The 24,318-nt window shown below is 70.3% G+C and carries 18 protein-coding genes and 1 pseudogene; 6 read left to right on the top strand and 13 right to left on the bottom strand.

Annotation, left to right across the window (positions count from 1 at the left end; all coding sequences use genetic code 11):
- Window positions 1-29: 29 nt before the first annotated feature.
- Window positions 30-905, bottom strand: coding sequence for an alpha/beta fold hydrolase (locus ACGF5O_RS46605; protein WP_393816029.1), 876 nt, complete (start codon window positions 903-905; stop codon window positions 30-32).
- A gap of 111 nt (window positions 906-1,016) precedes the next feature.
- A complete protein-coding gene (locus ACGF5O_RS46600; RefSeq protein ID WP_393816028.1) occupies window positions 1,017-2,021 on the bottom strand; it encodes an NADP-dependent oxidoreductase in 1,005 nt (334 codons plus the stop codon).
- A gap of 955 nt (window positions 2,022-2,976) precedes the next feature.
- On the opposite strand from ACGF5O_RS46600, the gene ACGF5O_RS46595 reads away from it, so the two are divergent.
- Genes ACGF5O_RS46595 through ACGF5O_RS46585 form a run of 3 tightly spaced genes read left to right on the top strand, consistent with a single transcriptional unit; the run spans window position 2,977 to window position 4,669 of the window.
- Entirely contained in the window at window positions 2,977-3,483 is a 507-nt protein-coding gene (locus tag ACGF5O_RS46595) for a DUF6192 family protein (protein ID WP_393816027.1), read from the top strand.
- Entirely contained in the window at window positions 3,465-3,773 is a 309-nt protein-coding gene (locus ACGF5O_RS46590) for a hypothetical protein (protein ID WP_393816026.1), read from the top strand. Before ACGF5O_RS46595 ends, ACGF5O_RS46590 begins: the two co-directional genes overlap by 19 nt.
- A 32-nt stretch (window positions 3,774-3,805) precedes the next feature.
- On the top strand, window positions 3,806-4,669 hold the full coding sequence (locus ACGF5O_RS46585) for an IS5 family transposase (protein WP_393816025.1): 864 nt from the start codon (window positions 3,806-3,808) through the stop codon (window positions 4,667-4,669).
- Here the strand turns inward: ACGF5O_RS46585 and ACGF5O_RS46580 are convergent.
- Window positions 4,660-5,315, bottom strand: a pseudogene (locus ACGF5O_RS46580) (class I SAM-dependent methyltransferase). The gene ACGF5O_RS46585 and the pseudogene ACGF5O_RS46580 sit on opposite strands and share 10 nt — an antisense overlap.
- 141 nt (window positions 5,316-5,456) lie before the next feature.
- A complete protein-coding gene (locus ACGF5O_RS46575; protein WP_393816024.1) occupies window positions 5,457-6,206 on the bottom strand; it encodes an ArsR/SmtB family transcription factor in 750 nt (249 codons plus the stop codon).
- Between the two features lie 504 nt (window positions 6,207-6,710).
- Between ACGF5O_RS46575 and ACGF5O_RS46570 the strand changes: the two genes are divergently transcribed.
- Window positions 6,711-7,082: a hypothetical protein gene (locus tag ACGF5O_RS46570; RefSeq protein WP_393816023.1), complete on the top strand. Its 372-nt coding sequence runs from the start codon at window positions 6,711-6,713 to the stop codon at window positions 7,080-7,082.
- A 1,098-nt stretch (window positions 7,083-8,180) separates the two neighbouring features.
- Here the strand turns inward: ACGF5O_RS46570 and ACGF5O_RS46565 are convergent.
- The 8 genes from ACGF5O_RS46565 to ACGF5O_RS46530 form a co-directional block, all read right to left on the bottom strand.
- Window positions 8,181-9,089 carry a hypothetical protein gene (locus ACGF5O_RS46565; protein WP_393816022.1) on the bottom strand — a complete coding sequence of 303 codons (909 nt, stop codon included), beginning with the start codon at window positions 9,087-9,089 and terminating at the stop codon, window positions 8,181-8,183.
- Between the two features lie 1,060 nt (window positions 9,090-10,149).
- Window positions 10,150-11,115, bottom strand: a complete 966-nt coding sequence (locus tag ACGF5O_RS46560; protein ID WP_393816021.1) for a pirin family protein — start codon at window positions 11,113-11,115, stop codon at window positions 10,150-10,152.
- Between the two features lie 41 nt (window positions 11,116-11,156).
- Window positions 11,157-12,749: a protein kinase gene (locus ACGF5O_RS46555; RefSeq protein WP_393816020.1), complete on the bottom strand. Its 1,593-nt coding sequence runs from the start codon at window positions 12,747-12,749 to the stop codon at window positions 11,157-11,159.
- A gap of 222 nt (window positions 12,750-12,971) precedes the next feature.
- Window positions 12,972-14,705: an RICIN domain-containing protein gene (locus tag ACGF5O_RS46550; RefSeq protein ID WP_393816019.1), complete on the bottom strand. Its 1,734-nt coding sequence runs from the start codon at window positions 14,703-14,705 to the stop codon at window positions 12,972-12,974.
- A 40-nt stretch (window positions 14,706-14,745) separates the two neighbouring features.
- The gene (locus tag ACGF5O_RS46545; protein ID WP_393816077.1) at window positions 14,746-15,507 is read right to left on the bottom strand and encodes a carbohydrate ABC transporter permease; all 762 of its coding nucleotides are present in this window, start codon (window positions 15,505-15,507) and stop codon (window positions 14,746-14,748) included.
- Between the two features lie 44 nt (window positions 15,508-15,551).
- Window positions 15,552-16,511 carry a carbohydrate ABC transporter permease gene (locus ACGF5O_RS46540; RefSeq protein WP_393816018.1) on the bottom strand — a complete coding sequence of 320 codons (960 nt, stop codon included), beginning with the start codon at window positions 16,509-16,511 and terminating at the stop codon, window positions 15,552-15,554.
- A 7-nt stretch (window positions 16,512-16,518) separates the two neighbouring features.
- On the bottom strand, window positions 16,519-17,757 hold the full coding sequence (locus ACGF5O_RS46535) for an extracellular solute-binding protein (RefSeq protein ID WP_393816017.1): 1,239 nt from the start codon (window positions 17,755-17,757) through the stop codon (window positions 16,519-16,521).
- A gap of 33 nt (window positions 17,758-17,790) precedes the next feature.
- Complete coding sequence (locus ACGF5O_RS46530) at window positions 17,791-19,728, bottom strand: glycoside hydrolase family 127 protein (RefSeq protein ID WP_393816016.1); 1,938 nt, start codon at window positions 19,726-19,728, stop codon at window positions 17,791-17,793.
- 289 nt (window positions 19,729-20,017) lie between these two features.
- On the opposite strand from ACGF5O_RS46530, the gene ACGF5O_RS46525 reads away from it, so the two are divergent.
- Both ACGF5O_RS46525 and ACGF5O_RS46520 read left to right on the top strand, forming a co-directional pair.
- On the top strand, window positions 20,018-21,040 hold the full coding sequence (locus tag ACGF5O_RS46525) for a LacI family DNA-binding transcriptional regulator (RefSeq protein WP_393816015.1): 1,023 nt from the start codon (window positions 20,018-20,020) through the stop codon (window positions 21,038-21,040).
- Between the two features lie 123 nt (window positions 21,041-21,163).
- The gene (locus ACGF5O_RS46520) at window positions 21,164-23,470 is read left to right on the top strand and encodes an MFS transporter (RefSeq protein WP_393816014.1); all 2,307 of its coding nucleotides are present in this window, start codon (window positions 21,164-21,166) and stop codon (window positions 23,468-23,470) included.
- Between the two features lie 96 nt (window positions 23,471-23,566).
- On the opposite strand, the gene ACGF5O_RS46515 is transcribed toward ACGF5O_RS46520, so the two are convergent.
- On the bottom strand, window positions 23,567-24,274 hold the full coding sequence (locus ACGF5O_RS46515) for a GntR family transcriptional regulator (RefSeq protein ID WP_393816013.1): 708 nt from the start codon (window positions 24,272-24,274) through the stop codon (window positions 23,567-23,569).
- Window positions 24,275-24,318 lie beyond the last annotated feature (44 nt).

Genomic DNA, 24,318 nt, shown 5'->3' with positions numbered 1-24,318 from the left:
CGAATGCCCCTCATCGGGAACCTCGCATATCAAGCGGGAGACTCAAGGAATTCGAGCGCCGAGACCACGAATTCAGCGTGGTACTGAAAGATCCCTCCGTGGCCGGCATCCGGATAGAGGGGGACGAGTTCGCTCCTGGGCAGACGTGCGGCCAGGTCGAGCGTGTTCTCGCTCGGCACCATCCGGTCGTTCTCGCCGTTCGCGACGAGGACGGGGTGGGAGATATGCGAGAGGTCCGAGGGCCCCTGGCGGCCCCACCGTTTGATGGCTCTGAGCTGCGCGCGGAACGAGGTCAGCGAGATGTCCTTGTCGCGGTTGTCCGTGCGCTCTTTCAGCCGTCGCAGGAAAGCACGCCCTGCCCTTCGGCCCCCCGAGGACCTGGTGAAGAAGAGGGACAGCTTCGGGTCCTGACGGCTGAGGGCACCCGTGAGGGTGGCCTGCACGGTGAGCGCCGGAACCCTGTCGATGCCGTGGCCCCCGGCCGGGCCCGTGCCCGCGAGTATCACCCTGCGAACGAGGTGCGGGTGCTCCGCCGCGACGACCTGCGCGACGAAGCCGCCCATCGACAAGCCGAGCAGGTCGACCGTGCCCAGCCCGAGAGCCTGGATGAACATCGCCGCGTCCCGGGCCATCGCCTCGATGGTGTCCGGTGTGGATCCGCCCGAGCCGCCCACCCCCCGGTTGTCGAAGGTGATCACTCGACGCCGCGCGGCAAGTCCGTCGACGACGCGAGGGTCCCAGTTGTCCAGGTTCCCGGCGAGGTGCATCAGGAGGATCAGCGGTACGCCGTCGTCGGGGCCGAGTTCGCGATAGACGAAGTCCACGTCGCCGACGAGCAGGGAGCGGGTTGGCGCGTGTCCGTACGACGACTGCGCGCGGGGGTGCGAATTCTGTGGGGTGCTCATGATCGGTCCCTCTGATCGTGGGATTCAGGGCGCATCTCGCTGCCCCGGGCGTTCTGTCCTGTGCTCACCTGACTCCCGCAGGACTACGGTGGTCCGGCGGGAGTCACCTCCTCAGGTCATCCCGATGACGACCTTGCCGGCCTTCGCCCGCCGGTCCTCGCTGTAGGCGAGTGCCTGTGGGGTCGACTCGAAGGGGAAGACCCGATCGACGACAGGGCGAATCTTGCCCGCGTCGACGAGCGTGGCGATTTCGCGCAACTGGTCCCCGCTGGCCCTCATGAAGAGGAACGAGTACGTCACGTTGCGTCGTCGTGCGCGTCGCCGGGTTCGGAGACTCAGCGCGCTCATCGCCAGTCGGATCACCGGATTCGCTCCCAGCTCCCTGGCGAAATCGGCGTCCGGAGGACCCGCGATTCCGATGACCTCCCCACCGGGTCTGACGACCTGTAGGGACTTCTCAACGTGCTTGCCGCCGAGCGGGTCCAGAACGAGGTCGTAATCGTGCAGGAACGTCTCGAACGCCTGCTGCCTGTAGTCGACGACGATGTCTGCGCCCAGGCTCTTCACCAGGCCGATGTTGGCCTTGCTCGTAGTGGTGGCCACGGTCGCACCCAGCTGCTTCGCCAACTGGATCGCGATGGTCCCCACGCCGCCGGAGCCGGCGTGGACGAGGACCTTCTGGCCCGGTTGAACCTGCGCCCGCTCGACGAGAGCCTGCCACGCGGTCAGGGCGACCAGCGGAAGGGACGCGGCCTCCTCCATAGTCAGTGTGGCCGGTTTGAACGCCACGTCGTCCTGGTGCAGCGCGATGAATTCGGCGAACGTGCCGATGCGGTCCTTACCGGGCCGCGCGTAGACCTCATCGCCCACCTGGAATCGCGTCACGGCCTCGCCCACCTCGACCACGACCCCGGCCATGTCGTTGCCCAGCACGAACGGCACCCTGTAGGGAAGAATCGCCTTGAATTCCCCGTCCCGGATCTTGTAGTCGAGCGGGTTGACGCTCGCGGCATGGACCTGGACCAGGACGTCTTCCGCGCCCACATGGGGATCCGGCACCTCGCTGGCGTGCGGGGCCGTTTTGTCGCCGTATCGTTCGACTACGAAAGCCTTCATTGCCGTCCTCTTTCCTGTCTGTCACCGGTCGGGCTCCAGGCGCGTCGCGAGGTTTCTCAAGCGACAAGCGCGGTTCTCTGAACTGTCCTGAAATCTCTGGTCACCCAACGGGACCTGGCAGCCTCGGGGCGGAAGGCACCCTCATGCTGGGCTCGCTGCTGCGGCAAGCCGAGAAGAAGTTCGGGCAGGCCCTTCTCGATGTGTGCCGGGACATGGGCTTCGGCATCCGAGGGCTCGGCCGCCTGCTCCGAGGGTCTGCGAGCGGCGACACGGCCAGCATGTGGGATCGAACTGCTGATGGCACGCGACGCGGCTCTCCCCGGGCGGGACGGGTCGGTGCCCGGGCGCCGGTGTGTCTGGTAGCCCGCCGCCCGGCTGAGCCCCTGAGTGGACACCCGGGTCTCGGTGGGTGGGGCGTCACCGGCAACGTCGTGCCGGCCGCGACGTGGCCTGTGGCTCGGATGAGCTCCTCATCCGTCACGTCCAGGCGGAGCAGGCGAAGGCCTGCCAAGTCGGCGGTCTCAAGGTGGCGCGTGGCTGAGTACCCCCTCGCGGCGCGATGCGGTGTCTGCGTGGCCGGACAGGGCTGCGACCCCGGGTCGGCGCCGGCGACCACAGCGACGGTGTCCTCGAGGTCCATGCATGCTCCCAGCAGTGCGGGGGCCAAGTGTTGGACCCCGTTAATTGAATTACGATCACAATCCAAAGGTGAGTATAGATTGGATGTCGACCGGCATCCAACAGGGGGGTGGTCAATGAATTGTTCCCGGTGACCGACGGTCACCGGGAACAATTCAGTAATGGGCACGCCGGGTTCAGGAGGCGGCTCGGGGAAACGGACTGGTCAAGAGACCAGCACCGCGCCCCGGGCCGAGCTTACGGCGTCGAGCGGCGGACGGTGGAGGACTGGCGCTACACCGCCAATCGGTGGCCCGAGGGGCGCCGCAAGGAGGGTGTGTCGTTCACGGTTCACCGCATCCTGGCGTCGGTCGCGGACGCGGACGAGAGGTGGGCGGCGATCGAGGATGCGCCGTTCAACCCGCGCACCGGGGCTCGGCAGTTGACGCCGGACGGCGCGAAGCGGGTCGTCGGCCAGAGGGTCGACCGGCCGGTCACGGTGGATGAGAAGGTCCAGGCCGTGGCCGACCTGACTCGGGACGACGAGGTCGCAGCCCAGGTCGCCACCGACCTGCTGAAGCGGCCGGCGGTCACCGAGCACGTCACCTCAGCCGGGCGAGTGCGGGTTGTCACGGAGCTGACCAGGGACGACACCGTCGCCCAGCAGGTGACCACCGACCTGCTGAGCCGTCCGGCCGTCGCCCGGACGACCATGCGGGACGACACCACCCGGATGCTCGTCAACCGCGCTCAGTTCGACAACTCCCACGAGACGCGCGACCGGATATGGAAGCACGCCCGGCCGGCCTGCACACCTACCAGCTCATGGCCGCCACTCGTCTGACCCGCTCGCAGGTCGGGCGCGGCATCCGGCACGTCCGCGACGTCGTCGCCGCCGAGAACCTGACGCCGATCACCTGGACCCGCCGGGACGGGTTCATGTTCTCCGACGACCCCGCGGACTGGATCGAGTACGACAAGCGCCAGTTCCGGCAGATCCTCGGCCGTCTCACCCGGGTGATCACGGGCACGCTCGATCCGCACCCGGCCCGCTACCCCGACGACGAATGGGCTCAGCTCGCCACCGCCCAGCTCACCGGCGTCCGCGCCACCCTCGCCCAGCTCTCCAAATAGCCCTCGCTGCCGATCACCCTGCCGAGTCCGCCATGCCCGCTGCTTCGCGTCGTCGCCGCTACCCGTCCGACACCTCCGTCGCCGAATGGGCCCTTCTGGAACCGCTGCTGCCCATTCCGGCCTGCCAGACGAAGACCGGCGGGCATCCGGAGAAGTGGCCGCGGCGGGAGATCGTCGACGGCATCCGCTACATCGTCGACAACGGCGCGAAGTGGCGAGCCCTGCCTATGGATTTCCCTCCCTGGGAGACGGTTTACGGGTTCTTCTGGCGATGGAACCGGGCCGGAGTCGTCACCTACATCCGTGACCAGCTCCGCCGGAGGATCCGTACCGGCAAAGGCCGCTGCCCCCATCCCGTGACGCTGATCGTGGACTCCCAGTCGGTCAAGGGCGCCTCCACCGTCGGCCGCAACAGCCGGGGCTATGACGCCGCCAAGAAAATCAACGGGCGTAAGCGACATATCACCGTCGACACGCTTGGCCTGCCCGTGATGATCACGGTGACGCCCGCCGATATCCAGGCCCGCGACGCGGCCCGCGACGTGTTCTGGCGGCTGCGTCTCACCCAGCCGCAGATCACCCAGGTCTGGGCCGACCGCGGCTACGCCGGTGACCTCGTGGACTGGGCTCGCGACCGGCTCTGGCTGAGCCCGCGCATCGTCTCACGGCCCACGGGCACCAAGGGCTTCGTCGTCCTGCCCCGCCGTTGGAAAGTCGAGCGCACGATCGGCTGGTGCATGAATGCCCGCCGCAACGCACGCGACTACGAACGCTTGCCCCAGCACTCCGAAGCACACCTGAACTGGGCGCTCATCACCATGATGACTCGGCGTCTCACCCGCAAGAGCCCCCGCACCGGCACTTGGTCGAGGAAGCCACGGGCCACTCAGGGCTGATTCCATACAAGCGTATAACGCCAGAACGGCCGTCGTCGCAGCCGTGCGCCAGGGAGGATGTCTCTGGCTTCACAGACGATGTCGTCAAAGGTCATGTCCGCTGAGCGAGTAGGGGCCTTCATGGAGACGGGCCGCTGCGAGGGGCGGCCCTTGTTCTTCAGCCAGCCCATGGCAGCGTTGGCCGGAATGGCGACAGCGCCGAGCAGGTGGTCCACGGGGGTCTGGGCGCGAGACAGGCCGACGATCACCAGGGTCCCTCCCGGAGCCAGCTGGCGGCGGAAACGGGTGAGCGCCTGGGTGAATGGCAGGTGGTGGATCGTGGCGACGCACGTGATGACGTCGTAAGGGCCGGCAGGAAGCTCGGCTATTGCATCCGCGACAGTGAAGGTGACGGGGAGCCCGGAAGGAGTCAGTTTCTGGGCCTGGGCTGTGATCACCGGATCGGAATCGACGGCCTGCACAGCATCGGCTCGTGGGCCAAGAGCCTCGCAAGATCACCGCTGCCGGAACCGACGTCCAGGGCGCGGTCGAAGCGCCTCGGCAACTGCCGCAGGATCCAGCGGTGGTAGTGGGCGTTGTGATCCCAGGGATAAGCGGCGTTGAACCGTTCAAGAGCCCGCAGGACACGAGGCGACAAGATCTTCATCGCCCCAGTCCATCAAGTCCCTGCGGCATGCACACCCTGTTCCGAAACAAAGAGCACTCGCTCTCGGGCTTCCTCGGGCTGCCGGACGCAGTCCGAGGAAGCGAGTAGAAAAACACCTGAGGGTCTGTCCGCGCCGGAGCGTCAGGAGGCCGCGGCGTGGAGGAGGAGTTCCGCGCCCAGGGGGGTGAGACTGTGGTGGCGGGTCCTGCCGATGCGGTGCGTGGTCACCAAGCCGGCGCGCCGCAGGACCGTCGCGTGTTCGCTGGCAGAGGCGATCGACAGGCCCACCCGGCGGGCAAGTTGGCTCGTGGACGCCCCCTCCGCAATCGCCTCAAGCACAGCCGCGCGGCTGTGCCCGACAAGCGCGGCCAGCCCGCCCTGGGGACCGTAGAGCCCGGTTGCCAGAGCTCGGGGAGGGCCGTCGCCGGCTACGTCGTAGTACAACGTTGGCTGGTCGGTTGCCTGCTCTTCGTCCGGGTCGCAGGGAACGTAGGACATGAAGGCGGATGGGGCGAGCAGCAGTCCCCGCCCGCCAAGGCGGAAGTCCAGGTCGGCTGGAGAATCGATCTCCAGGTGTGGCGGGCGCCAGTGCATGCGCGGATGCAAGGTGCTCAGCACCTGTTCCAGACCGCCGTCCCGTAACTGCCGTGCACGCTCCGCCAGGTCCGCCGCAATCGTGGACGCCAGGCCGCGCCAGTACGGTGCGACGGCGATGCGGTGGTAGTCGCGGATGGACTGGGCAAGCCTGGCTGCGGCACCCTGGTCACCGTCGGCAAGCTCGCGGGCCCACCCGGGCAGGCTCCGGTGCCGGGCCACGTACTCCAGGTCCGCGCGCAACTCCTGTCGGGGCGTTGCCAGCAGCCGGTCCAGTTCCTCCTCCAGCGTGTGCATGCCCTGCTGAGGACGGAGGAAGCGGGGGACGGGGTGGGAGGACGAGGCCGGCGTCAGCCCGCTCAGCAGTGGCGGCGCGGACGGGTTCAACGCAGCCCTCACGGCACGACGCCACAGGTCGAGTTCAGAAGTCCCCGGACGGTGCACAAGCCGGCTGGCACTGAAGGCAGTCACACCAAGGGGACTGGGTACGGCTGCCAGCCGGGTACGCGCCAGGTCAGTGAGCGTGAAGTGAATACGCAACACCGTATTGCCCTCCGCAGTACGTCCGACGTGCTGCCGATGGTCCCAGGTTTCGGTGAGGGCCGAAACGTATTTTCCCGGCCGCCGACGGCCGGGATCATGTGAATACGCGGACCCGTGGACGCCGCGGTGGGCCTTGCACATGTGTTCTGAACCGTCCTGGCAGGTCGTTCCGGTCCGTTGACCGGAACGGGGCGTGACAGGCGGAGCAGCGGCCCGCTGCTTGAAGCGGGAACTCACCCAAGTGATCGGGAGGCAGATATGAGAGGCAAGTTCAGGCGTCGTGGCGCCTCGATAGCGGCCGTTGCTGCGCTGAGCGCCGGAGGGCTGGTGTTGGCGGCGGGCAGCGCGTCCGCGAGCTCGTGGCTCACTGTGCAGACCGGTGCGGCCGTCTTCAAGAGCACCAACCTGGCCGCCGGTACGGTCGGAGTTCCGGACCTCTGGGGTGGTGACCTGCTCCTGACCGACTGCTGGAGCACCGGTCAGGACCTGGGCCGGGGAAACATCTGGTACCACACCATCGACGAGCGCTACAACCACCTCAACGGACTTGAGCTGACCGTCACCGGATGGACGTACGCTCCCTACGTGGACAACAGCGCCGCGGCCAACGGGTCCATTCCGCACTGCTGACCGGACGCCACTCTGCCGCCATCGGGCGCGTCGGGCCGCGGCCCTTCTAGCGGCGCGTCCGGATCCGGCGGCGGAGTGGCGATCCAGGTCCGCGCCATCGGTTGTGTGGGCCCGCCGCCGACGACAGACCCGCACTCGGGAACGGTCCGAGCAGTACACCGCCGCCCTCGACCGCTCCACCCCCACCGTCCACGACCGCGCACAAACCGGGCACTCCGCCTGCTCTCCCCGCTGCATCGCGGCCACCCGCTGCCGAGTCTGCTGAAGTCTCCGCCACTGCTGTGACCTGCACCGACCCGAGCAGAACACCGCCTCCGCCGCCATCGTCTGCGGCAACGGATCACCATACTCCCGGCAATACCGCCGAGCTGCCCTGCCAGCCCTCACGACCCAGATCATCCAGCCGTACCCACCTCACGGCCAGGGATCAAAAACACCTACTGAGCGTCACAAGGTCCTTTCTCAGGGCGGGTGTTGTTGGTCGTGGGCAGCGACGGATCAGCGGCGCGTGGCCGGATGTGGGGCAGTGGGCGCCGGAGGAAGGAAGGCGGTGCTCCAGCGCGGGACGCTGCGGGTGCCGGCGACCTTCGTCGAACGGGGTCGGAAACGAGGGCGCGGGCGGTGGGGCGGGCGTGCGCCGGGCAGCCTCGCGCAGCCCAGGAAGCATCGAGTCTCTCCAGCGCGGCGGGGGCGCCGGGTCGGACACGCTCCGGGTGATGGCCTACACCCAGGGCGGTGGGGGTGTTGGTGGTGGCGTACCAGCGGGCGTACCCGTTCTTCGGTCCGCCCCACAGGTGTCCGCGGACCTTCCCGGCCGCGAGCGTGGCCAGCTCCTCCAGCAGCTCGCTTGACGGACCGTTCGGCGACACCGGCATCGACCTCACGTCGGCACCCTGAACATTGCTGTCGGCCACGGCGAGCGACACGCTGCCCAAGGTCTCGATCCGGTGATCCATCGTTGGACTCATCAGGTGCCTGCTCGCGGAGGCTCACACCTGGTTCATGGCACTCCCCTGAGACCCCCCAGGGCCACGGTGAACACCGCCGTCGAGGTCGGGTGCCGTCCGACCACGCCGTGCGGCACACCAGCCCACCAAGTTACCGGGACAGCAGGAGCATCCCGAACGTGCAGAACAGTGACGTCGCGGCCAGGAGTGCGAACGCCACCCTCTTCTGCCAGCGGCGGCGTGCGGCGATGTGATCGGTGATCTGCGCGGGGCCCATTGCGGTTACGCCGTCACGGTGCCCGTCGCGGGCGGTCAGTGTGAGCGTCCCGCCGACTGCGGTGGCGCCCCCAGTGGCCAGGACGTCGGTGTCGGGCCGGACGACATCCTCGGTGACGGTGAAGCTGTCGGTGCTCGACCGCACATTGCGCTTGAGTGCGGCGGCGTCGACCCGGCCGGCCTCGATCAGGCTCGCCAGGTGCGGGCCGGGGTTGAGGGGCAGTTGCCTGCCCGAGGGCGGCGACGTGCGCTCTTCGATGGTGCGTTCGACCAGGTCGTGTTCCCGGCCCGGTACCAGGCTGCGGGCGCACAGGCCCGGATCCAGCAAGACCGAGGTGGCGTCCGCGACCGCGACCGTGACCAGGTCGGGTTCACAGTGGTCTTCGTAGAGAACAACGTGGCAAGTGCCGCTGTTCGAGCCCACCTCGTCGTCACGGGTAACTCGAACCCGGTACCAGACGCATGCCGAGCCCGACAGCGGAGCGGTCAACGTCCCCGCCGGGCCGGCCGTGGTACGACCGGCGATGGTGACCGGGTCGCGTACGCCCTGCAGCAGGTACGGTCCGACCGGCCGCGGCCTGTGCGGGAGGGTGTCCCACAACTGCACGAGACAGTCCCGCATCTGCGCCTCACCGCTACGCCTGACCATCAGCCAGAGCAGGCCGTACCCGCTGATCCCTGCGAAGACCAACAGAAACATTCCGGCCGCAAAGCGGTCCTGCGGGCTGCCTGCCGCTGCGGCGCGCAAGACCCCCTTCAGCGCGTCGAACGCCAGGATGTCCACCGCGCCACACTATCGGCGTGAGGATCGGCCACGTGTCGCGTGGGCCAGACACCGCTTGCCGAGTCGCCTTCTTCCCGTGCCCGCGGAGATGGTCCCATCGGCTTGGGCAACGTGTTTGACCGGTTTCGCTACTTCCCGCGCCTGGGGGCTGCTCCCCAGTACGGTCTGCGCTGACGGGTGATCGGGGTCAGCTCCCGCCGCCCGCCCGCTGGGGCCGGCGGCGTCCCGCGCTCCGGCCGGGACTGGGACTGCTACCCGGGCCCGGCGGGGTTGGCCCCCCGGCCGCTGGACTGGCTGCTGCACCCGGCCTCTGCATTCCGCATTGGCGAGATGGCCCCCCTCGGGTGCTGATCAGCTCTGAGTGAGAGGCTGCTCGCCATGCCCGGACGGTGCGAACAGCCTTCGGGCCGTCGACATGGGGCTGCTCGTGCGCGCCCGGTTGCCTCAGGTGGTACGCGGTCTGCGTTGCGTGCCGACCGGGGCGTGATCACGCGTGGTGCCTGTGAGGTATTGGGCGGCAGGTTCACTTTCGGTGCCGCAGTTCTTCAGCACGGGATGGGGGCGATGCGTACGCAGGTGGACGGGGGGTGATGCCGGGGGTGTTGTCGCTGTGGTGGCGCGTACACGTGATAAGGCCACACGAGAGGGGCGCGAGTGACGCATGGCGGTGACGGATGTGCTCAAGGTGCGCTCGAACTCGGCACGGCCGACTTTGTAGATCCTGCACAAAAGGCCGTCAGGCGGCTCAACGATTCGTTGCGACTCTCGAAGCCCCTCCATCAGTCGCCGTCAGGCGGCAGTGCCATCTCGCCTGGAGTCGCAGCCGTACCCTCAGCGAGGCTGGGGGCGGCGCAGCAGTCGCAATCTAACTACTCGCCAGTAAAGTCAGCATTGGGTCAGTATTCGTCCTGGCAAAGATGCCCACACCCTGGAATCGGGAAGCCCCTCGGAGGCACCGCTACAGCGCCCTCCGAGGGGACTTGCGTCAGTGAACGTCAAGGTGAGGCGGATGTCCGGGTGGCTCTGTGAACCTGAGGTGAGAGATCTGCGTCTTGCCTGGTCAGCGGGCCCGTCCTCGTGGTTTGAGGGGGGTCTCGGGTAGCGCTGGTGCGCTGAGCGGAGCTCCGTCGTAGCCCTTTACTTCGCCGAATCGCGTTCCCTTGGCCCAGTCCTCCCGAGCCTGTACGACCTCGTCCTGGGTGCGGGCGACGAAGTTCCACCACATGATCAGCTCCTCCTCGAACGGCTCGCCGCCCAGGAGCATGATCGACGCGTCCGACTCCGCGCGCAGGGGGAGTTCGGTGCGGCCGCAGCCCAGGTAGAGCATCGAGCCCGGGAGAACCGGCACGCCGTCGACGTGCACCTCGCCGGACATCGCGAGGACGCCGTACTCGAAGTCGGGATCGAGGGGCAGACGCAGGTCGGTGCCGTCGGTCAGGGTCAGGTCCGCGCCGACGATGGGGGTGAACGTCGTACCCGGGGACGTCGCGCCGTCGAGGGAGCCGAGGATGACCGTGGCGGTCATGCCGGGGGCCGTGACCGTCGGCAGGTCGGGGTGGTGTTCGAACCTCGGGTCCGTGTGGCGGTGGGAGTCCGGCAGGGCCACCCACAGCTGTGCGCCGTGCAGGTACCGGGCGTGCGGCCTGGGGCTCTCCTCGGAGTGGCTGATCGCCCGGCCCGAGGTCATCAGCCCCAGCTCGCGGGGGCGGATCGTCTGGAGGCTGCCGGTCGAGTCGCGGTGCAGGACCTCGCCCTGGTGCAGCCAGCTGACCGTCTGCAGCCCGATGTGCGGGTGCGGCGGGACCTGCATCCCGGGCTCGTCGGCGATGTCGTCGGGGCCGTAGTGGTCGACGAACGCCCAGGCACCGATCATGCGGCGGCCGAGGTTCGGCAGCAGTCGGCGCACCTCGGTCGACCCGCCGAGTTGCACGTGGCGGGGGCTCAGCAGCTCGCGGACGGGTTCGGCGACGACGAATCCGCGGCCGCCGCACACACTCGGAACGGGTGCACGGTCAAGGTTGCTCATGTCGGACAACTTAGCGGCCGAAGGTCCCTGTTGCCGAGCGGTCAGCCGGTCGTGCGGAATCCGTCCCTCACGTTGTCGAAGACCGGCCGGTAGTCGGCCCAGGTCGCGTCCGGCGCGGAGAGGTAGATGTCGTACTCCCGGCCGCCCTCCCTGCCGTAGCCCAGGTCGATGGCGCGGAAGGCGCGGGCCCGGCCCCGGAAGGTGAACTCCCAGATCGCGGCCGGTTGCCCGCGGAAGGCCGTGCGCTGCATCCGCAGCCGCCGGTAGGTCGGGTAGTTGACCTTGGTGTTGGCCTCGATGTCCGCGAAGTGCGTGACGGGGTTCGCGCCGGCCGGATCCACCGTGCCGATGGTGACGCCGGCCAGGCCGGACGGGTCCTTGTAGGTGACCTCGTCGGTGGCCCTGGTGCCCGCGGTCCAGCCGTCGGGGACGGGGAAGGCGACGCCTAGGGCCTTGTCGGTGACGAGGTGGTAGCCCTGGGGGAGGGGCGAGGGGGAGGGGGCCGGGCTTGCCGTTGACGCCGGTGTCGTCGCCGCGTGCTTGTCGGTGTGGGTGTGCGGGAGCACCAGGGCCGCCGTTGCCGCGGCGGCCGCCACGAGGGTGACCGTCCCGGCCGTCAGGATGCCCCGGCGCCGTCGGGCATGCCGCCGCCCGGTGCCGGTGCCGGTGCCGGTGCCGGTGCCGGTGCCGGTGCCGGGCCCGGTGGCCGTCGGCTGTGCCCCGGCCGGCACCGGTGCGGCCGGCACCGGTGCGGTCGGCCGACGGCGGGTCGCCTCCGGCACCTCGCCCGACCAGGGCCGGGTCGCCTCCGTCGCCGCGCCCGACCAGGTCGCCAGCAGCGCCCGTTCCGTCTGCTCGGCCGAGGGGCGGTCCGCCGGGTCCTTGGCGAGCAGCAGCTGGACGAGCGGCTCCAGCGGGCCCGCCCGCTTCATCGGCTCGACGGGGTCGGTGACGATGGCGTACGCCGTCTCCATCGCGGTCTCGCGCCGGAACGGCGGCCGGCCCTCCACCGCCTGGTACAGCGTGGCGCCCAGCGACCACAGGTCGGAGGCCGGACCCGGGGTCAGTCCGCGCAGTCGCTCCGGGGCCATGTAGGGGATCGAGCCGATCATCTGGCCGGTCCGGGTGAGCGTCGACGAGCCGGCGGTCAGCGCGATCCCGAAGTCGGTGAGCACGACCCGGTCGCCCGGGCCGAGCAGCACGTTGCCGGGCTTGACGTCCCGGTGCAGGACGCCGGCGGCGTGCGCGGCGCGCAGTGCTCCGGTCATGCCGAGGCCGATCCGGGCGGCCTCCTCGGGCGGGAGGGTCCGGCCGCCGTCGAGGAGGTCGGCGAGGGTGGGCGCGGCGACGTACTCCATGACGATGCAGGGGCGGCCGTCGTCGTCCACCACGTCGTGCACGACGACCACGTTGGGGTGGACGACCCGGGCGGCGCTGCGGGCCTCGCGGCGGGTGCGCTCGTAGAGGGTGGCCAGCTCGTCGTCGGAGAGGTGCGGGCGGGGGTGCAGTTGCTTGAGCGCGACCTGCCGGGCCAGCACCTCGTCCTCGGCCCGCCACACGGTGCCCATGCCGCCGCGCCCGATCCGCTCGGCCAGCCGGTACCGCCCGGCGACCAGCCGCCCCTCGTCCGACACCGCCCGTCCTCCGCCAGCTCTGTCCGCGTTCGATGAGTCCCGTCACGATAACCGCGCGTTGCTGGTCACCTGTTCGGTTCTGTCGGCCGCCGGAGCTGCGGTCCTGGGAAGGTGGGGGCGGGTAGGTCTTTCCGGCTGCAAATCGATCGGGAAGTGCTGTGCGGGGCAACGAATGCAGCTCGTCGCCCCGCACGGGTGTGCTCGGGTTCACTGCGGCGTACGTCAGCGTGCGGTCAGCTTCCACAGGTGGTCGGCGGTGCCGTTGTCGTCCCACTGGAGGACCTGGGCGCCCGACGAGGTGCTCATGCCGGTCACCCCGAGCAACAGGCCGCTGTTGTAGTTGGCGATCTTGTAGTAGCCGTCGCCCGACGGGATCAGCTGCCAGAGGTGGTCGGCGGTGCCGTTGTCGCCCCAGATCAGGGCGGTGCCGCCGTCCCCGGTGCCCGCGTTGGTGATGCCGAGGAGCAGGCCGCTCGCCTGCTGCTGGATCTTGTAGAGGCCGCTGCCGGCGGCCACCAGGGTCCAGTTCTGGTCGGTGCCCGAGGAGGAGGCCGCCTGGACGACGAGGGTGCCCTGGGCGGTGCCCGCGCCGCTGGTGTCCAGGGCTAGGCCGCTGTTCCTGTTGGTGATCTGGTAGCGGCCGGCCAGGGAGGTGGCGGTGCCGCTCGGGGTGATGGTCAGGCGGTAGCCGTCGGAGGCGTTCATCGTCACCGGCACGGTGATCGAGCCGCCGCTGACCGCGTAGTCGGTGTCCGAGACCGTCAGCGGCCCGGAGACCGCGGTCGTCCGGCCCTTGGACGGCGTGTACTCCAGCTTGACGTGCACCGTGCTGCCGAAGGCGGAGAGCGACGACAGCCCGTTCACGGTGACGGCGCACGAGCCGGTGCAGCCGCCGGTGACCACGCTGATCTGGTTGCCCGCGCCGTTGCGGGCGGCGAAGCCGTCGATGCCCGTCTGCGCCGGAGGCGTGGTGACCAGCATGTTCCCGGACATGTCGCCGTACCACTTGTACAGCCAGTAGGCGCCGTTGGGTGAGCCGCCGGTGTCGGTGAGGGTGTCGCCGAGGGTGCCGTAGTGGTTCCAGAAGGCGAGTTCGGCGTCGTGCACGCCGGCCCGCTCGAACTTGGCTACATAGCTCGCGAGCGGCCCGGGGACGCCGACCTCGCTCGTGGTGCCGTACTCCTCGATGGCGATCGGGCGGGGGCTGAGACCGAGGCTGGTCTCCAGCGCCCGGTAGTCGGCCACGTGCGCGGCGATGTTCGCGCTGCTCTGGAGTTCGTGCCAGGCGACGATGTCCGGCACCGCGTTGTTCGCGATGGCGTCCTGGAGGAACGTCTTCATCTTGCTGTCGGTGTACGTCGCGAAGCTGGGGCCCTGGATGGGCATGGCGGTGTCCTTGGCCCGGACCTCCTTGTACGTCCGTGACCAGCCGTCGTCGAAGGCGCCCGCCGCCGAGGTGTCCCAGGTGCCGTCGGGCTCGTTCCACAGTTCGTAGGCGCTCATGTTCGTGGCGCCGGACGCCTGCACGGACGCGATCTGCTTGTCCACGGCCGACAGCCAGTCGCTCCAGCTCACCCACTTGTAGGGGAAGTTCGGATACCAGTCCGGCATCCGTACGACGACCTTCGCGCCGGCCTTCGCCGCCTCGGGGGCGACGGTCAGGGCGTCGCCGCCGGGGCTGGGCTCGCCGTTGGGCAGCTGGCTGCCGCCGGGGGCCATCTGTACGAAGGTGTTGGGCTTCAGCGGCTGGACCAGGCTGTCGGCGGGGACGCTCGCGGTGTCCAGGCCGTAGAGGCTGCCCGAGGCCACGTGCGTGACCGAGCGCAGCGTCTGGTTCGCGCTCACCACGAGGGTGGTGGCGGAGGTGGGGGCGGCCTGGGCGGGGGCGGTGGTGCCGAGGGCGGCGGCGGTGAGGGCCACCACGCCCAGGGCGGCTCTGAGAGGGGTGCGGCTCATGACATGGATCTCCTCAGGAAATAGGGGGAGTTGAGACGGCTCAGTCCTTCACCGCGCCGGCGGTCACGCCCGCGGCCACATAGCGCTGGGCGAGGATCAGGAGAACGGCCGCGGGGACGGATGCGACCACGGCGGTGGCCATGATCGCGTTCCACTCCTGGTTGTTGTTGCCGATGTACTTGTAGATGCCGAGCGTGATCGGCTTCCAACTGCCGCCGCCGTCGAGGGTGTTGGCGAAGACGAAGTCGGACCAGGCCCACAGGAAGCCGAACAGCGAGACGGTGACGATCGCGTTGCGGCTCAGCGGGAGGACGACCGACCGGAAGGTGCGCCAGGTACCGGCGCCGTCGATCCGGGCGGCCGAGACGAGTTCGCCGGGGATGCCCGACATGAACGCGGTGAAGATCATGACGCCGAACGGCACGGCGATGGTGGAGTCCGCGACGATCAGTCCCCACCAGGAGTTGAGCAGGCCGAGGTCCAGGAAGATGCCGTAGAAACCCATGGCCATGACGATCCCGGGGACCATCTGCGCGATGAGGAGCGCCAGGCCGAGGGCGCCGCCGCCGCGCGGCCGGAGCTTCGCCAGCGCGAAGCCGGCCGGAGCGGCGAGCAGGAGGGTGAGGGCGACCGTACCGAGGCCGATCAGCAGGCTGGTGCCCAGGTAGGGGAGTTGGTCGTCGAGGAACGCCCTGTAGCCCTCGAAGGTCGGGTGCAGCGGGAGCAGGTCCGGCGGGCTCTTGCGCATGTCCTGCTGCGGGGTGAGGGACACGTTGACCATCCAGTACACCGGGAACAGCATCAGTGCCGTGAGGACGAGACCCACCAGGGTGTAGCCACGGGACTTCACGCTTCCTGCCTCCTCTGGACGCGGATGTACAGGAGGCCGAAGGCCAGGGCGATGAGGATGAGGATGTCGCCGACCGCGGCGCCGGGGCCGAACTTGGGCAGCAGCGTGCCGAAGCCGAGCTGGTACGACCAGGTGGCCAGGGTGGAGGAGGAGTCGCCGGGACCGCCCCTGGTCATGATCCAGATCAGGTCGAACACCTTGAGGGTGTAGACGAGCCCGAGCAGCAGGGTGATCGCCGACACCGGGCGCAGCAGCGGGAAGGTGATCCGGCGGAACTGCTGCCAGCCACCCGCCCCGTCGAGCGCCGCCGCCTCGTACAGCTCACCCGGGATGTTCTGCAGGCCGCTGTGCAGGATGACCAGGTTGAAGGGGATGCCGATCCAGATGTTGGCGACGACCACCGAGACCAGCGCCCAGTCCGGCGAGGTCAGCCAGCCGACCGGGCCGACGTCGAGGAAGTGCAGGAAGTAGTTCACCACCCCCGACTCGCTGTTGAACATCCACGACCAGGTGGACGCCGACACGATCAGCGGCAGCAGCCACGGGATCAGGAACAGTGCCCGCAGCACGGTCGACAGCCGGAAGTGCCGGTTGAAGAAGACCGCGAGGGCGAGCCCGATCACGTACTGGAAGGCGATCGACACGAAGGTGAAGACCATGGTGTGGCGCAGTGCCGGGCCGAATGTCGGATCGTCCACCACCGTACGGAAGTTGGCCCAGCCGGAGAACGGCGCGTCGCCCGCCACGAAGGAGCGCACCGTGTAGTCGCGCAGGCTGAGGTCGAGGTTGCGGTAGAGCGGATAGACGTAGAAGGCGGCGAGGTAGACGAGCAGGGGAGTGACGAAGGCGAGCGCGGTCAGCCGCCGTCTGCGGCGCAGGGAGCGGGCGCCGGTGCCGCTCGCCCGTGCCGCGGCGGCCGGGGCGCGCCGCGGTCGGTCGATCCGGGCGACGGTCATGCCGGTCCTAGCCCTTCTGCGCGCTGGACTGGGCGGCGGTCAGGGCGTCCTGGGGGCTCTTGCTGCCGGACAGCGCGGCCTGGACGGCCGTCCACAGGGGCTGCGAGATGGTCGGGTACTTGGTGCCGAGCCCGCCGCTGGTCCGGCCTCTGGCCGCCGCGACCGCCGCCACCCACGGCTTCAACTCCGCGTTCTTCGCGACCTGTTCGGTCTGCACGGCGGAGGTCGGCGCCACGTACATGAGCGTGGTGTCGGTGGCCAGCAGACTGGAGTCGCTGGTGAGGCAGGTGACGATCTTCTTGCTGACGTCGTAGCGCGAGGTGTCCTTCTGCACCGGCACGGTGACGAACTCGCCGCCCGTCGGCACCGGCGCCGAACCGCCGTTCTGCGCGGGGATGTTGATGACGCCGTAGCCGAACCCGGCCTTGTCGGCGTTGCCCAGCTGCCAGGTGCCGTTCTCGCCGAACGCGTAGTCGCCGGTGGCGAACTCCTGCCAGCTGGTGGTCTGGGTGTTCTGCAGCACGTCCTTCGGCGCGTACCCCGCGTCCACCCACTGCTTCCACAGCGCCAGCGCGGCAACTCCCTTGCCGGAGTCGAGCTTGGTCAGGTCACCGCCCGCGCCCCAGAACCAGGGCAGGAACTGGAAGCTGCCCTCCTCGGTGTTGATCGCCGAGAAGGTGATCCCCTTCTTCCCGGCCGCCGCGACCTTCTTCAGCGCGGCCGTGAGCGAGGCCCAGTCCTTGACGGAGGCCGGGTCGACACCGGCCGCGGCGAGCACCTTCTTGTTGTAGTAGAGCGCGAGGGTGTTGGCGCCGATCGGGACCCCGTAGGCGGCGCCGTCGATCGTGCCGGCGCCGATGATGTTCTTCTGGATCGAGGAGGTGTCGAGCCCGAGGTCGCTCGTCTTGTTGAGGATCCCCGCCTCCACCAGGGTGGAGACCACCGGGTTGTCGACCAGCATCACGTCCGGCGCGTTGCCCTGCTGCGCGGCCAGCAGGGCCTTGTTGCCGAGGTCGGTGGTGTCGTACGCGGTCCGCTTGAGTTTCACCCCGGCCGTGGTGCCGCACGCGGCCACCCTCTTGCCCCAGTCCGAGGAGGCGTCGAACTGCGGATACGGGTCCCAGAAGGTGTACGTCCCGCCGGCCGAGGACGACGATCCCGAGGAGCCGGAACCGCCACCGCAGGCGGTGAGGGGGAGGAGAGCGGCCGTGGTGAGGGCCAGGAGAGTACGGCGGGTGGGTATCACGGGGTGACCTCGTTGTCGTAGGACGGGGGTGTCTCAGGAGGTGGGGAGCCAGACGCGCATGCTGCCGTCCTCGCGGTTGGCCCAGACGTGGTACGGGATCGCGGTCAACTCGACCGGCTCGCCGTCGGGTTCGCTCTCCGCGCCGGCCGAGGGGGCGTACGGCCACCAGCCCCGGTCGGGAATGCGGCGGCGCCGGCCCGCGGCCACCACGGTGGTGACCCCGCCGAGCAGGTCGGGGCGGTGCTTCACGGCGAGCGGCCGGGACGGGTCGAGGACGATGTCGTCGAGGCCGCCGCCCGGGTGGTCGACCTGCTCCAGGCAGTGCACGAGCGGTCCGCGCTCGATCGCCACACAGCCGCGTACCGCGTCCACGCGCGGGTCGGCGGCGGTGAGCCGGGGCTCCAGGGCGAGCTCCAGCACCACCAGGTCGCCCGGCGCCCAGGTCCGCGACAGCCGCAGCCAGCCGTCGTCGACCGGGGACTCGTACGTCTCCTCGCCGCACCGCACCCGGAACTCCCGGCACCACCCGGGGATGCGCAGCGAGAGCGTCCAGGGGGCGTCGGACGGGGTCTCCTCGACGGTGAACGCGATCGTGCCGTGCCACGGGTAGTCGGTCTCGGCGCGCACCCGGACCCGGTCGGTCGCATACGTCCCGGTGACGAACTGGTGGATCTGCAGGCCCTGTTCGTCGCCCGACGCCAGGTAGTGCTCCAGGCTCGCCAGCAGCCGCATCACGTTCGGCGGGCAGCAGGCGCAGCGGAACCAGCGAGTACGGCGGGCCGACTGGTCGCCGCCGGTGTCGGTGTGGCCGTCGCGGACCTGGAGCGGGTTGACGTACAGCCAGCGCTCGCCGTCCAGCGAGACCCCGGCCAGGAAGCCGTTGTAGAGGGTGCGCTCGATCAGGTCGGAGTAGCGGGCCTCGCCGGTGAGCAGCGCCATGCGCCAGCTCCACTGGATGGAGGCGATGGCGGCGCAGGTCTCGCAGTAGGCGCGCTCGTTGGGGAGTTCGTAGGGGTCGCCGAAGTCCTCCCGGTCGTGATGGGCGCCGAGCCCGCCGGTGAGGTGGGTCTTGGTGGTCGTCATGGCGTGCCACAACCGCTCGCCCGCGGCCCGGAGTTCGGCGTCCCCGTTCTCCGCCGCCAGGTCCGCGGCCCCCGCCAGCAGGTACAACTGCCGTACGGCGTGGCCCTCGACGTTCGTCGCCGCACGCAGCGGGACCCGGTCCTGGCTGTAGGCGTCACCTTCGAGCAGGCCGTGGCCGTGCCGGTCGACGAAGTAGCCCGCCAGGTCCAGGTAGCGCCGTTCGCCGGTCTCCCGGTACAGCTCCACCAACGCCGTCTCGACCTCCGGGTGGCCGTCGATGCCGTCGACGGGCCTGCCGCTGCCGGGGAGGCCGAACACCGAGTCGATGTGGTCGGCGAACTTCCGTGCCACGTCGAGGAGTTCGGGGCCGCCGGTGGAGCGGTGGTGGGCCACGGCGGCCTGGATCAGATGTCCTGCGCAGTACAACTCGTGACCCCAGCGCAGGTCCTGGTACCGCTCGCCGCCCTTGACCAGCTGGAACCAGGTGTTGAGATAGCCGTCGGGCTGCTGGGCCGCGGCCACCAGGGCGATGATCCGGTCCACCTCGGCGGCCAGCGGTTCGCCGACCTCGCCGACCTCGCCGACCGCGGCGCCGAGTTGCCAGGAGGCCGCCTCCAGCCACTTGTAGACGTCCGTGTCCACGAACGGGTACGCGCCCCGGAACGTGCCCTCGGCGGTGCCGGCCGCCAGCCGCAGGTTGTGCAGGTTCCCGGCGGACTCCAGCAGGTCCGGGCCCTGCGGGAGGGAGACCCGGGCGTTGGTGGTGCGACGGTCGTGCCAGAAGCCCGCGTCGACGGTGACGGCCGCCGGGCGCAGCGCGGTACGGGCGTCGGGGGTGGGACGGACCGGGCCGAGGGGGGAGGGCGGGACGGAGCGGGTGCGGGGCATGGCTCTCCGGGGGGAGGAGGGGGCTGGGCGCCTTGACGCCAGCATTGTCGAAATGTCGAACACCGTCTGGAGTATCGGGCGTGACGAAGCGTGAAACCACTTTGAGCAACCGTTTTCTCGCCGAGAAGTACAGGGCAGTCGGAGGGAGGGGTCAAGACGCCCGGCGCGGATTTCTCAAGTTGCCTGCTGGATCTGGTGCTTGACCCGACCGGCTGCGAGGATGGCGGGCGGCTCTGTCGCCGTGCGCTGGGCGACGCGGTCGAGAAACCGTCAAGGAAAAGGTTTGCCCGTGACCTCTGCTCCAGACTCTCCGCCGGCCGGCCGGGCCAGGCTCGCCGATGTCGCCGCGCTCGCCGGTGTCAGTGTGGGCACGGCGTCCAAGGCGCTGAACGGCGCCGGCCGGATGCGCCCGGAGACCCGGCAGCGGGTGCTGGACGCGGTGGAGGAGCTCGGGTTCCGGCCCAACCAGCATGCGCAGAGCCTGCACAGCGGCCGCAGCTGGACGGTCGGCCTGATGACGACGGACGGCATCGGCCGCTTCAGCACCCCGGTCCTGCTCGGCGCCGAGGACGCGCTCGGCGCCGGGAAGATCTCCGTCCTGCTCTGCGACACCCGCGGCGACGCCATCCGCGAGCAGCACCATCTGCGCAACCTCACCGACCGGCGGGTGGACGGCATCATCGTCACCGGCCGCCGTACCGACCCCCGCCCGCCGCTGACCGGCATCGACCCGGCGATCCCGGTCGTCTACGCCCTCTCCCCGTCCACCGACCCCGCCGACACCTCCGTCGTCACCGACGACCGCGGCGGCGCCCATCTCGCCGTGGAACACCTGCTGGCCACCGGGCGCACCCGCATCGCCCATGTCACCGGGCCCGAACACCACCAGGCCGCCCGCGACCGCGCCCGGCACGCGGTCGGCCACCTGGCCGGGGCGGGTCTCGAACTCGCGGCGGGGCGGGTGCACTTCGGGGAGTGGAGCGAGGCCTGGGGGCGGCGCGCCGCCGACGCGGTGCTGCGGACGGCGCCCGGCACGGACGCCGTCTTCTGCGGGAACGACCAGATCGCCCGCGGGGTCGCGGACGCCTTGCGCGAGCGGGGGAAGGACGTGCCGGGGGACATCGCCGTGGTCGGCTACGACAACTGGGACACCATGGCCCTCGCCTGCCGTCCGCCGCTCACCACCGTCGACATGAACCTGGCCGAGATCGGCCGGATCGCCGCGCTGCGGCTGCTCCAGGCCATCGACGCAGAGCCGGAGCCGGGGGTGCACACCGTGCCGTGCCGACTGGTGGTGCGGGAGTCGAGCTGACGCGACGCCGGACGTGCGGCGAATCTTCACCGGCCGCGCCCGAATCCTGGTTGCTTAAGTCAATCAATTGACTTACATTCGGGAGGGTCGTGCAGACCCGAGCGGCCCTACGGAGGCCCGACCATGTCCCATGCACAGCCCCGGCCGGAAGTCGCCGGGGGCTCCGCCGCGCCGCGGACCAATGTAGTCGTCGCGGTGCTGGCCTTCGGCGGGATCGTGGTCTCGCTGATGCAGACCCTGGTGATCCCCATCGTGCCCGAACTGCCGAAGCTGCTCGACGCCTCGGCGTCCAACGCGGCCTGGGCCGTCACCGCCACCCTCCTCGCGGCCGCCGTCGCCACCCCCGTGATGGGGCGGCTCGGTGACATGTACGGCAAGCGGCTGATGCTGCTGACCAGCATCGTCATGCTGGTCGCCGGATCGGTCACCGCCGCGCTGAGCGACACCCTCGTGCCGATGATCATCGGGCGCGCCCTGCAGGGACTGGCCTCCGGCGTGATCCCGCTCGGCATCAGCATCATGCGCGACGAACTCCCCGCCGAACGGCTCGGCTCCGCCACGGCGTTGATGAGCGCCTCGCTCGGCGTCGGCGGCGCCCTCGGGCTGCCCGCCGCCGCGCTGATCGCCGACCACTTCGACTGGCACATGCTGTTCTGGACCTCGGCCGCGCTCGGCGTCGTCGCCGCCCTGTTCGTACTGGCCCTCGTGCCGGAGTCGAAGGTGCGCACCGGCGGCCGATTCGACCTGCCCGGCGCCCTCGGCATGGCGGCCGGCCTGGTCTGTCTGCTCCTCGGCATCTCCAAGGGCGCCGACTGGGGCTGGGGCAGCGCCACCACACTCGGCCTGTTCGCCGCCGCCGTGGTCGTCCTGCTCGCCTGGGGGTTCTACGAACTCCGCACCCGGGAACCGCTGGTCGACCTGCGCACCACGGCCCGCCGCCAGGTCCTCGTGACGAACCTCGCCTCGATCGCCTTCGGGTTCTCGATGTTCGCGATGTCCCTGGTGCTTCCGCAGCTCCTGCAGTTGCCTGAGGCCACCGGCTACGGTCTGGGCAAGTCGCTGCTCGCCGCCGGCCTGGTGATGGCCCCGACCGGCCTGGTGATGATGGCGACGGCGCCGCTGTCCGCCCTCGTCTCCAGGAACTTCGGCCCGAAGGTCACCCTGATGTGCGGCGCGGTGATCGTGGCCGCCGGGTACGGGCTCAACATCGTGCTGATGGACGCCGTCTGGCAGCTCGTGCTGGTCTCCTGCATCATCGGCGCCGGCATCGGCTTCGCCTACGGCGCGATGCCCGCGCTCATCATGGGCGCCGTCGACCCGCACGAGACGGCCGCCGCGAACAGCCTCAACACCCTGATGCGGTCCATCGGCACGTCGACCGCGAGCGCCGTCGCCGGGGTGATCCTGGCCCAGATGACCACCGACTTCGGCTCGGTGACCGTGCCCTCCGAGAACGGCTTCAAGGTGGTCATGGCGGCGGGCTCGGGCGCGGCGGTCCTCGCCCTGCTGGTCGCCGCGTTCATCCCGCGCCGCAAGCCGGCCGCGGCGACGGGCGGGGCGACGGGCGCGGGCACGGGTGGGATGGCGCAGCCGGTGGCCGGACCGGCGGCCGAGGAGCCGACGGGCGCGGCGGCGGCTTCGCCGAACGTCGTCCCCGTCGTCGGCGACGACGGCATCCAGGTGCACGGCCGGGTGCGCGGCGCCGACGGAACCGGCGTCGGCCGCGCCGCCGTCACCCTGATCTCCCCCGGCGGCCGGCAGCTCGGCCGCGCGGTCGCGGACGCCGACGGCGGCTACGCGGTGGCGGCGCCCGGCGAGGGGACGTACGTCCTGATCGCCTCCGCCGACGGCTGCCGGCCACAGGCCACCACCCTCGTCGTGAGCAGCGCACCGGTCGCCTACGACGTGCTGCTCACCGGCAGCAGCGGCCTGGCCGGAGCGGTGCGGGCCGCGGACAGCGGGGCGCCCGTCGCCGGGGCGACCGTGATCCTCACCGACGTGCGCGGGGACGTCCTCGCCACCCAGCAGACCGACGGGCTCGGCGAGTTCGCCGTCGGCGACCTGGTACCGGGCACCGTGACCCTCGCCGTCAGCTCGCCCAAGCACCGGCCGCTCGCCCTGCCCGTCGAGATAGCCGCGACCGGCACCACCCGGGTCGACGTCGAGCTGCGGCCCGGCGCCCATGTACGGGGCACGGTCCGGGCCGCGGGCGGCCCGCTGGGCGACGCCCGGGTGACGCTGGTGGACGCCGCCGGCAACGTCGTCGGCACGACCACCACCGGCGACGACGGCGCGTACGCCTTCTCCGACCTGGACAGCGGCCAGTACACGGTCGTCGCGACCGGCTACCCGCCGCACGCCGCCGGGGTGGCCGTCTCCGGCGCCGACGTCCACGACCACGACATCGAACTCGCCCACCCCGGGGCGTAGTTCGCGGGAGCCGCGCAGCGGGTCCGGCGGCGTGCGGTGCGGTTCGGCGGCGCCACGGTCGGCCGACGACCTGCCGCGGCGCTTGCGGTCAAGCGGTCAGCCGTGCTCGGGCCGGCGGGCCGCCCACAGGCCGCGGACGTGGCCCAGGTGGCGGGTCATGACCTCGCGCACGCCCTGCTCGTCGCGGGCCAGCAGGGCGTCGAGGAGCTCCAGGTGCTCCTCGGCGGAGGCCTTCAGGCGTCCCGCCTCCACCAGCGCCGTCAGCCCGTACAGCCGCGAACGGCGCCGCAGGTCCCGTACCACCTCGACGAGATGGTCGTTGCCCGCCAGCGCCAGCAGCCGCAGATGGAAGGCCAGGTCGGCCTCGACGTAGGCGATCAGGTCGCCCTTCACGGCCGAGGTGACGATCTCCAGGGCGACCGGGCGCAGCGCCTCCAGGTCGTCGCGATCGGCGGTGGCCGCGAGGGCGACGGTCGTCGGGATCTCGATCAGGGACCGGACGTGCGTGTACTCGTCGAGCTGCCGCTCGGACAGGGCGGTGACCCGGAACCCCTTGTTCGGGACGATCTCGACCATGCCCTCCTTCACCAGCTCCAGCATGGCCTCGCGCACCGGCGTCGCGGAGACGCCCAGGCGCGGAGCGAGCCCGGGCGCCGAGTACACCTCGCCGGGGCGCAGCTCACCGGCGATCAGCGCGGCACGCAGGACGTCCACGACCCGCTCCCGGAAGTTCGGCTTCCGGCCGCCGAGCGACGGAATGGCGGGCTTGGCGGCGGTGGGCGTGCTGCTGGGCCGGTCGGCCATGGTGGAACTCCTGGAGGGTCGTCGCCGGAGAGTCGTCGGGGGAA

Origin of the sequence: Streptomyces sp. NPDC048291, assembly GCF_043201715.1 — a bacterium.
GTDB lineage: Bacteria > Actinomycetota > Actinomycetes > Streptomycetales > Streptomycetaceae > Streptomyces.
Note: the sequence above shows the minus strand (reverse complement) of the source record. Positions and strands in the feature narration are given on the sequence as shown.

What these genes read in the sequence shown, in the direction of transcription:
- ACGF5O_RS46575 (WP_393816024.1), bottom strand. Translation starts at nt 6,206, where the DNA reads ATGCACACGCTGGAGGAGGAACTGGACCGGCTGCTGGCAACGCCCCGA.
- ACGF5O_RS46520 (WP_393816014.1), top strand. Translation starts at nt 21,164, where the DNA reads ATGTCCCATGCACAGCCCCGGCCGGAAGTCGCCGGGGGCTCCGCCGCG.
- ACGF5O_RS46515 (WP_393816013.1), bottom strand. Translation starts at nt 24,274, where the DNA reads ATGGCCGACCGGCCCAGCAGCACGCCCACCGCCGCCAAGCCCGCCATT.
- ACGF5O_RS46600 (WP_393816028.1), bottom strand. Translation starts at nt 2,021, where the DNA reads ATGAAGGCTTTCGTAGTCGAACGATACGGCGACAAAACGGCCCCGCAC.
- ACGF5O_RS46530 (WP_393816016.1), bottom strand. Translation starts at nt 19,728, where the DNA reads ATGCCCCGCACCCGCTCCGTCCCGCCCTCCCCCCTCGGCCCGGTCCGT.
- ACGF5O_RS46590 (WP_393816026.1), top strand. Translation starts at nt 3,465, where the DNA reads ATGGCCGCCACTCGTCTGACCCGCTCGCAGGTCGGGCGCGGCATCCGG.
- ACGF5O_RS46540 (WP_393816018.1), bottom strand. Translation starts at nt 16,511, where the DNA reads ATGACCGTCGCCCGGATCGACCGACCGCGGCGCGCCCCGGCCGCCGCG.
- ACGF5O_RS46560 (WP_393816021.1), bottom strand. Translation starts at nt 11,115, where the DNA reads ATGAGCAACCTTGACCGTGCACCCGTTCCGAGTGTGTGCGGCGGCCGC.
- ACGF5O_RS46570 (WP_393816023.1), top strand. Translation starts at nt 6,711, where the DNA reads ATGAGAGGCAAGTTCAGGCGTCGTGGCGCCTCGATAGCGGCCGTTGCT.
- ACGF5O_RS46545 (WP_393816077.1), bottom strand. Translation starts at nt 15,507, where the DNA reads ATGCTGTTCCCGGTGTACTGGATGGTCAACGTGTCCCTCACCCCGCAG.
- ACGF5O_RS46550 (WP_393816019.1), bottom strand. Translation starts at nt 14,705, where the DNA reads ATGAGCCGCACCCCTCTCAGAGCCGCCCTGGGCGTGGTGGCCCTCACC.
- ACGF5O_RS46585 (WP_393816025.1), top strand. Translation starts at nt 3,806, where the DNA reads ATGCCCGCTGCTTCGCGTCGTCGCCGCTACCCGTCCGACACCTCCGTC.
- ACGF5O_RS46605 (WP_393816029.1), bottom strand. Translation starts at nt 905, where the DNA reads ATGAGCACCCCACAGAATTCGCACCCCCGCGCGCAGTCGTCGTACGGA.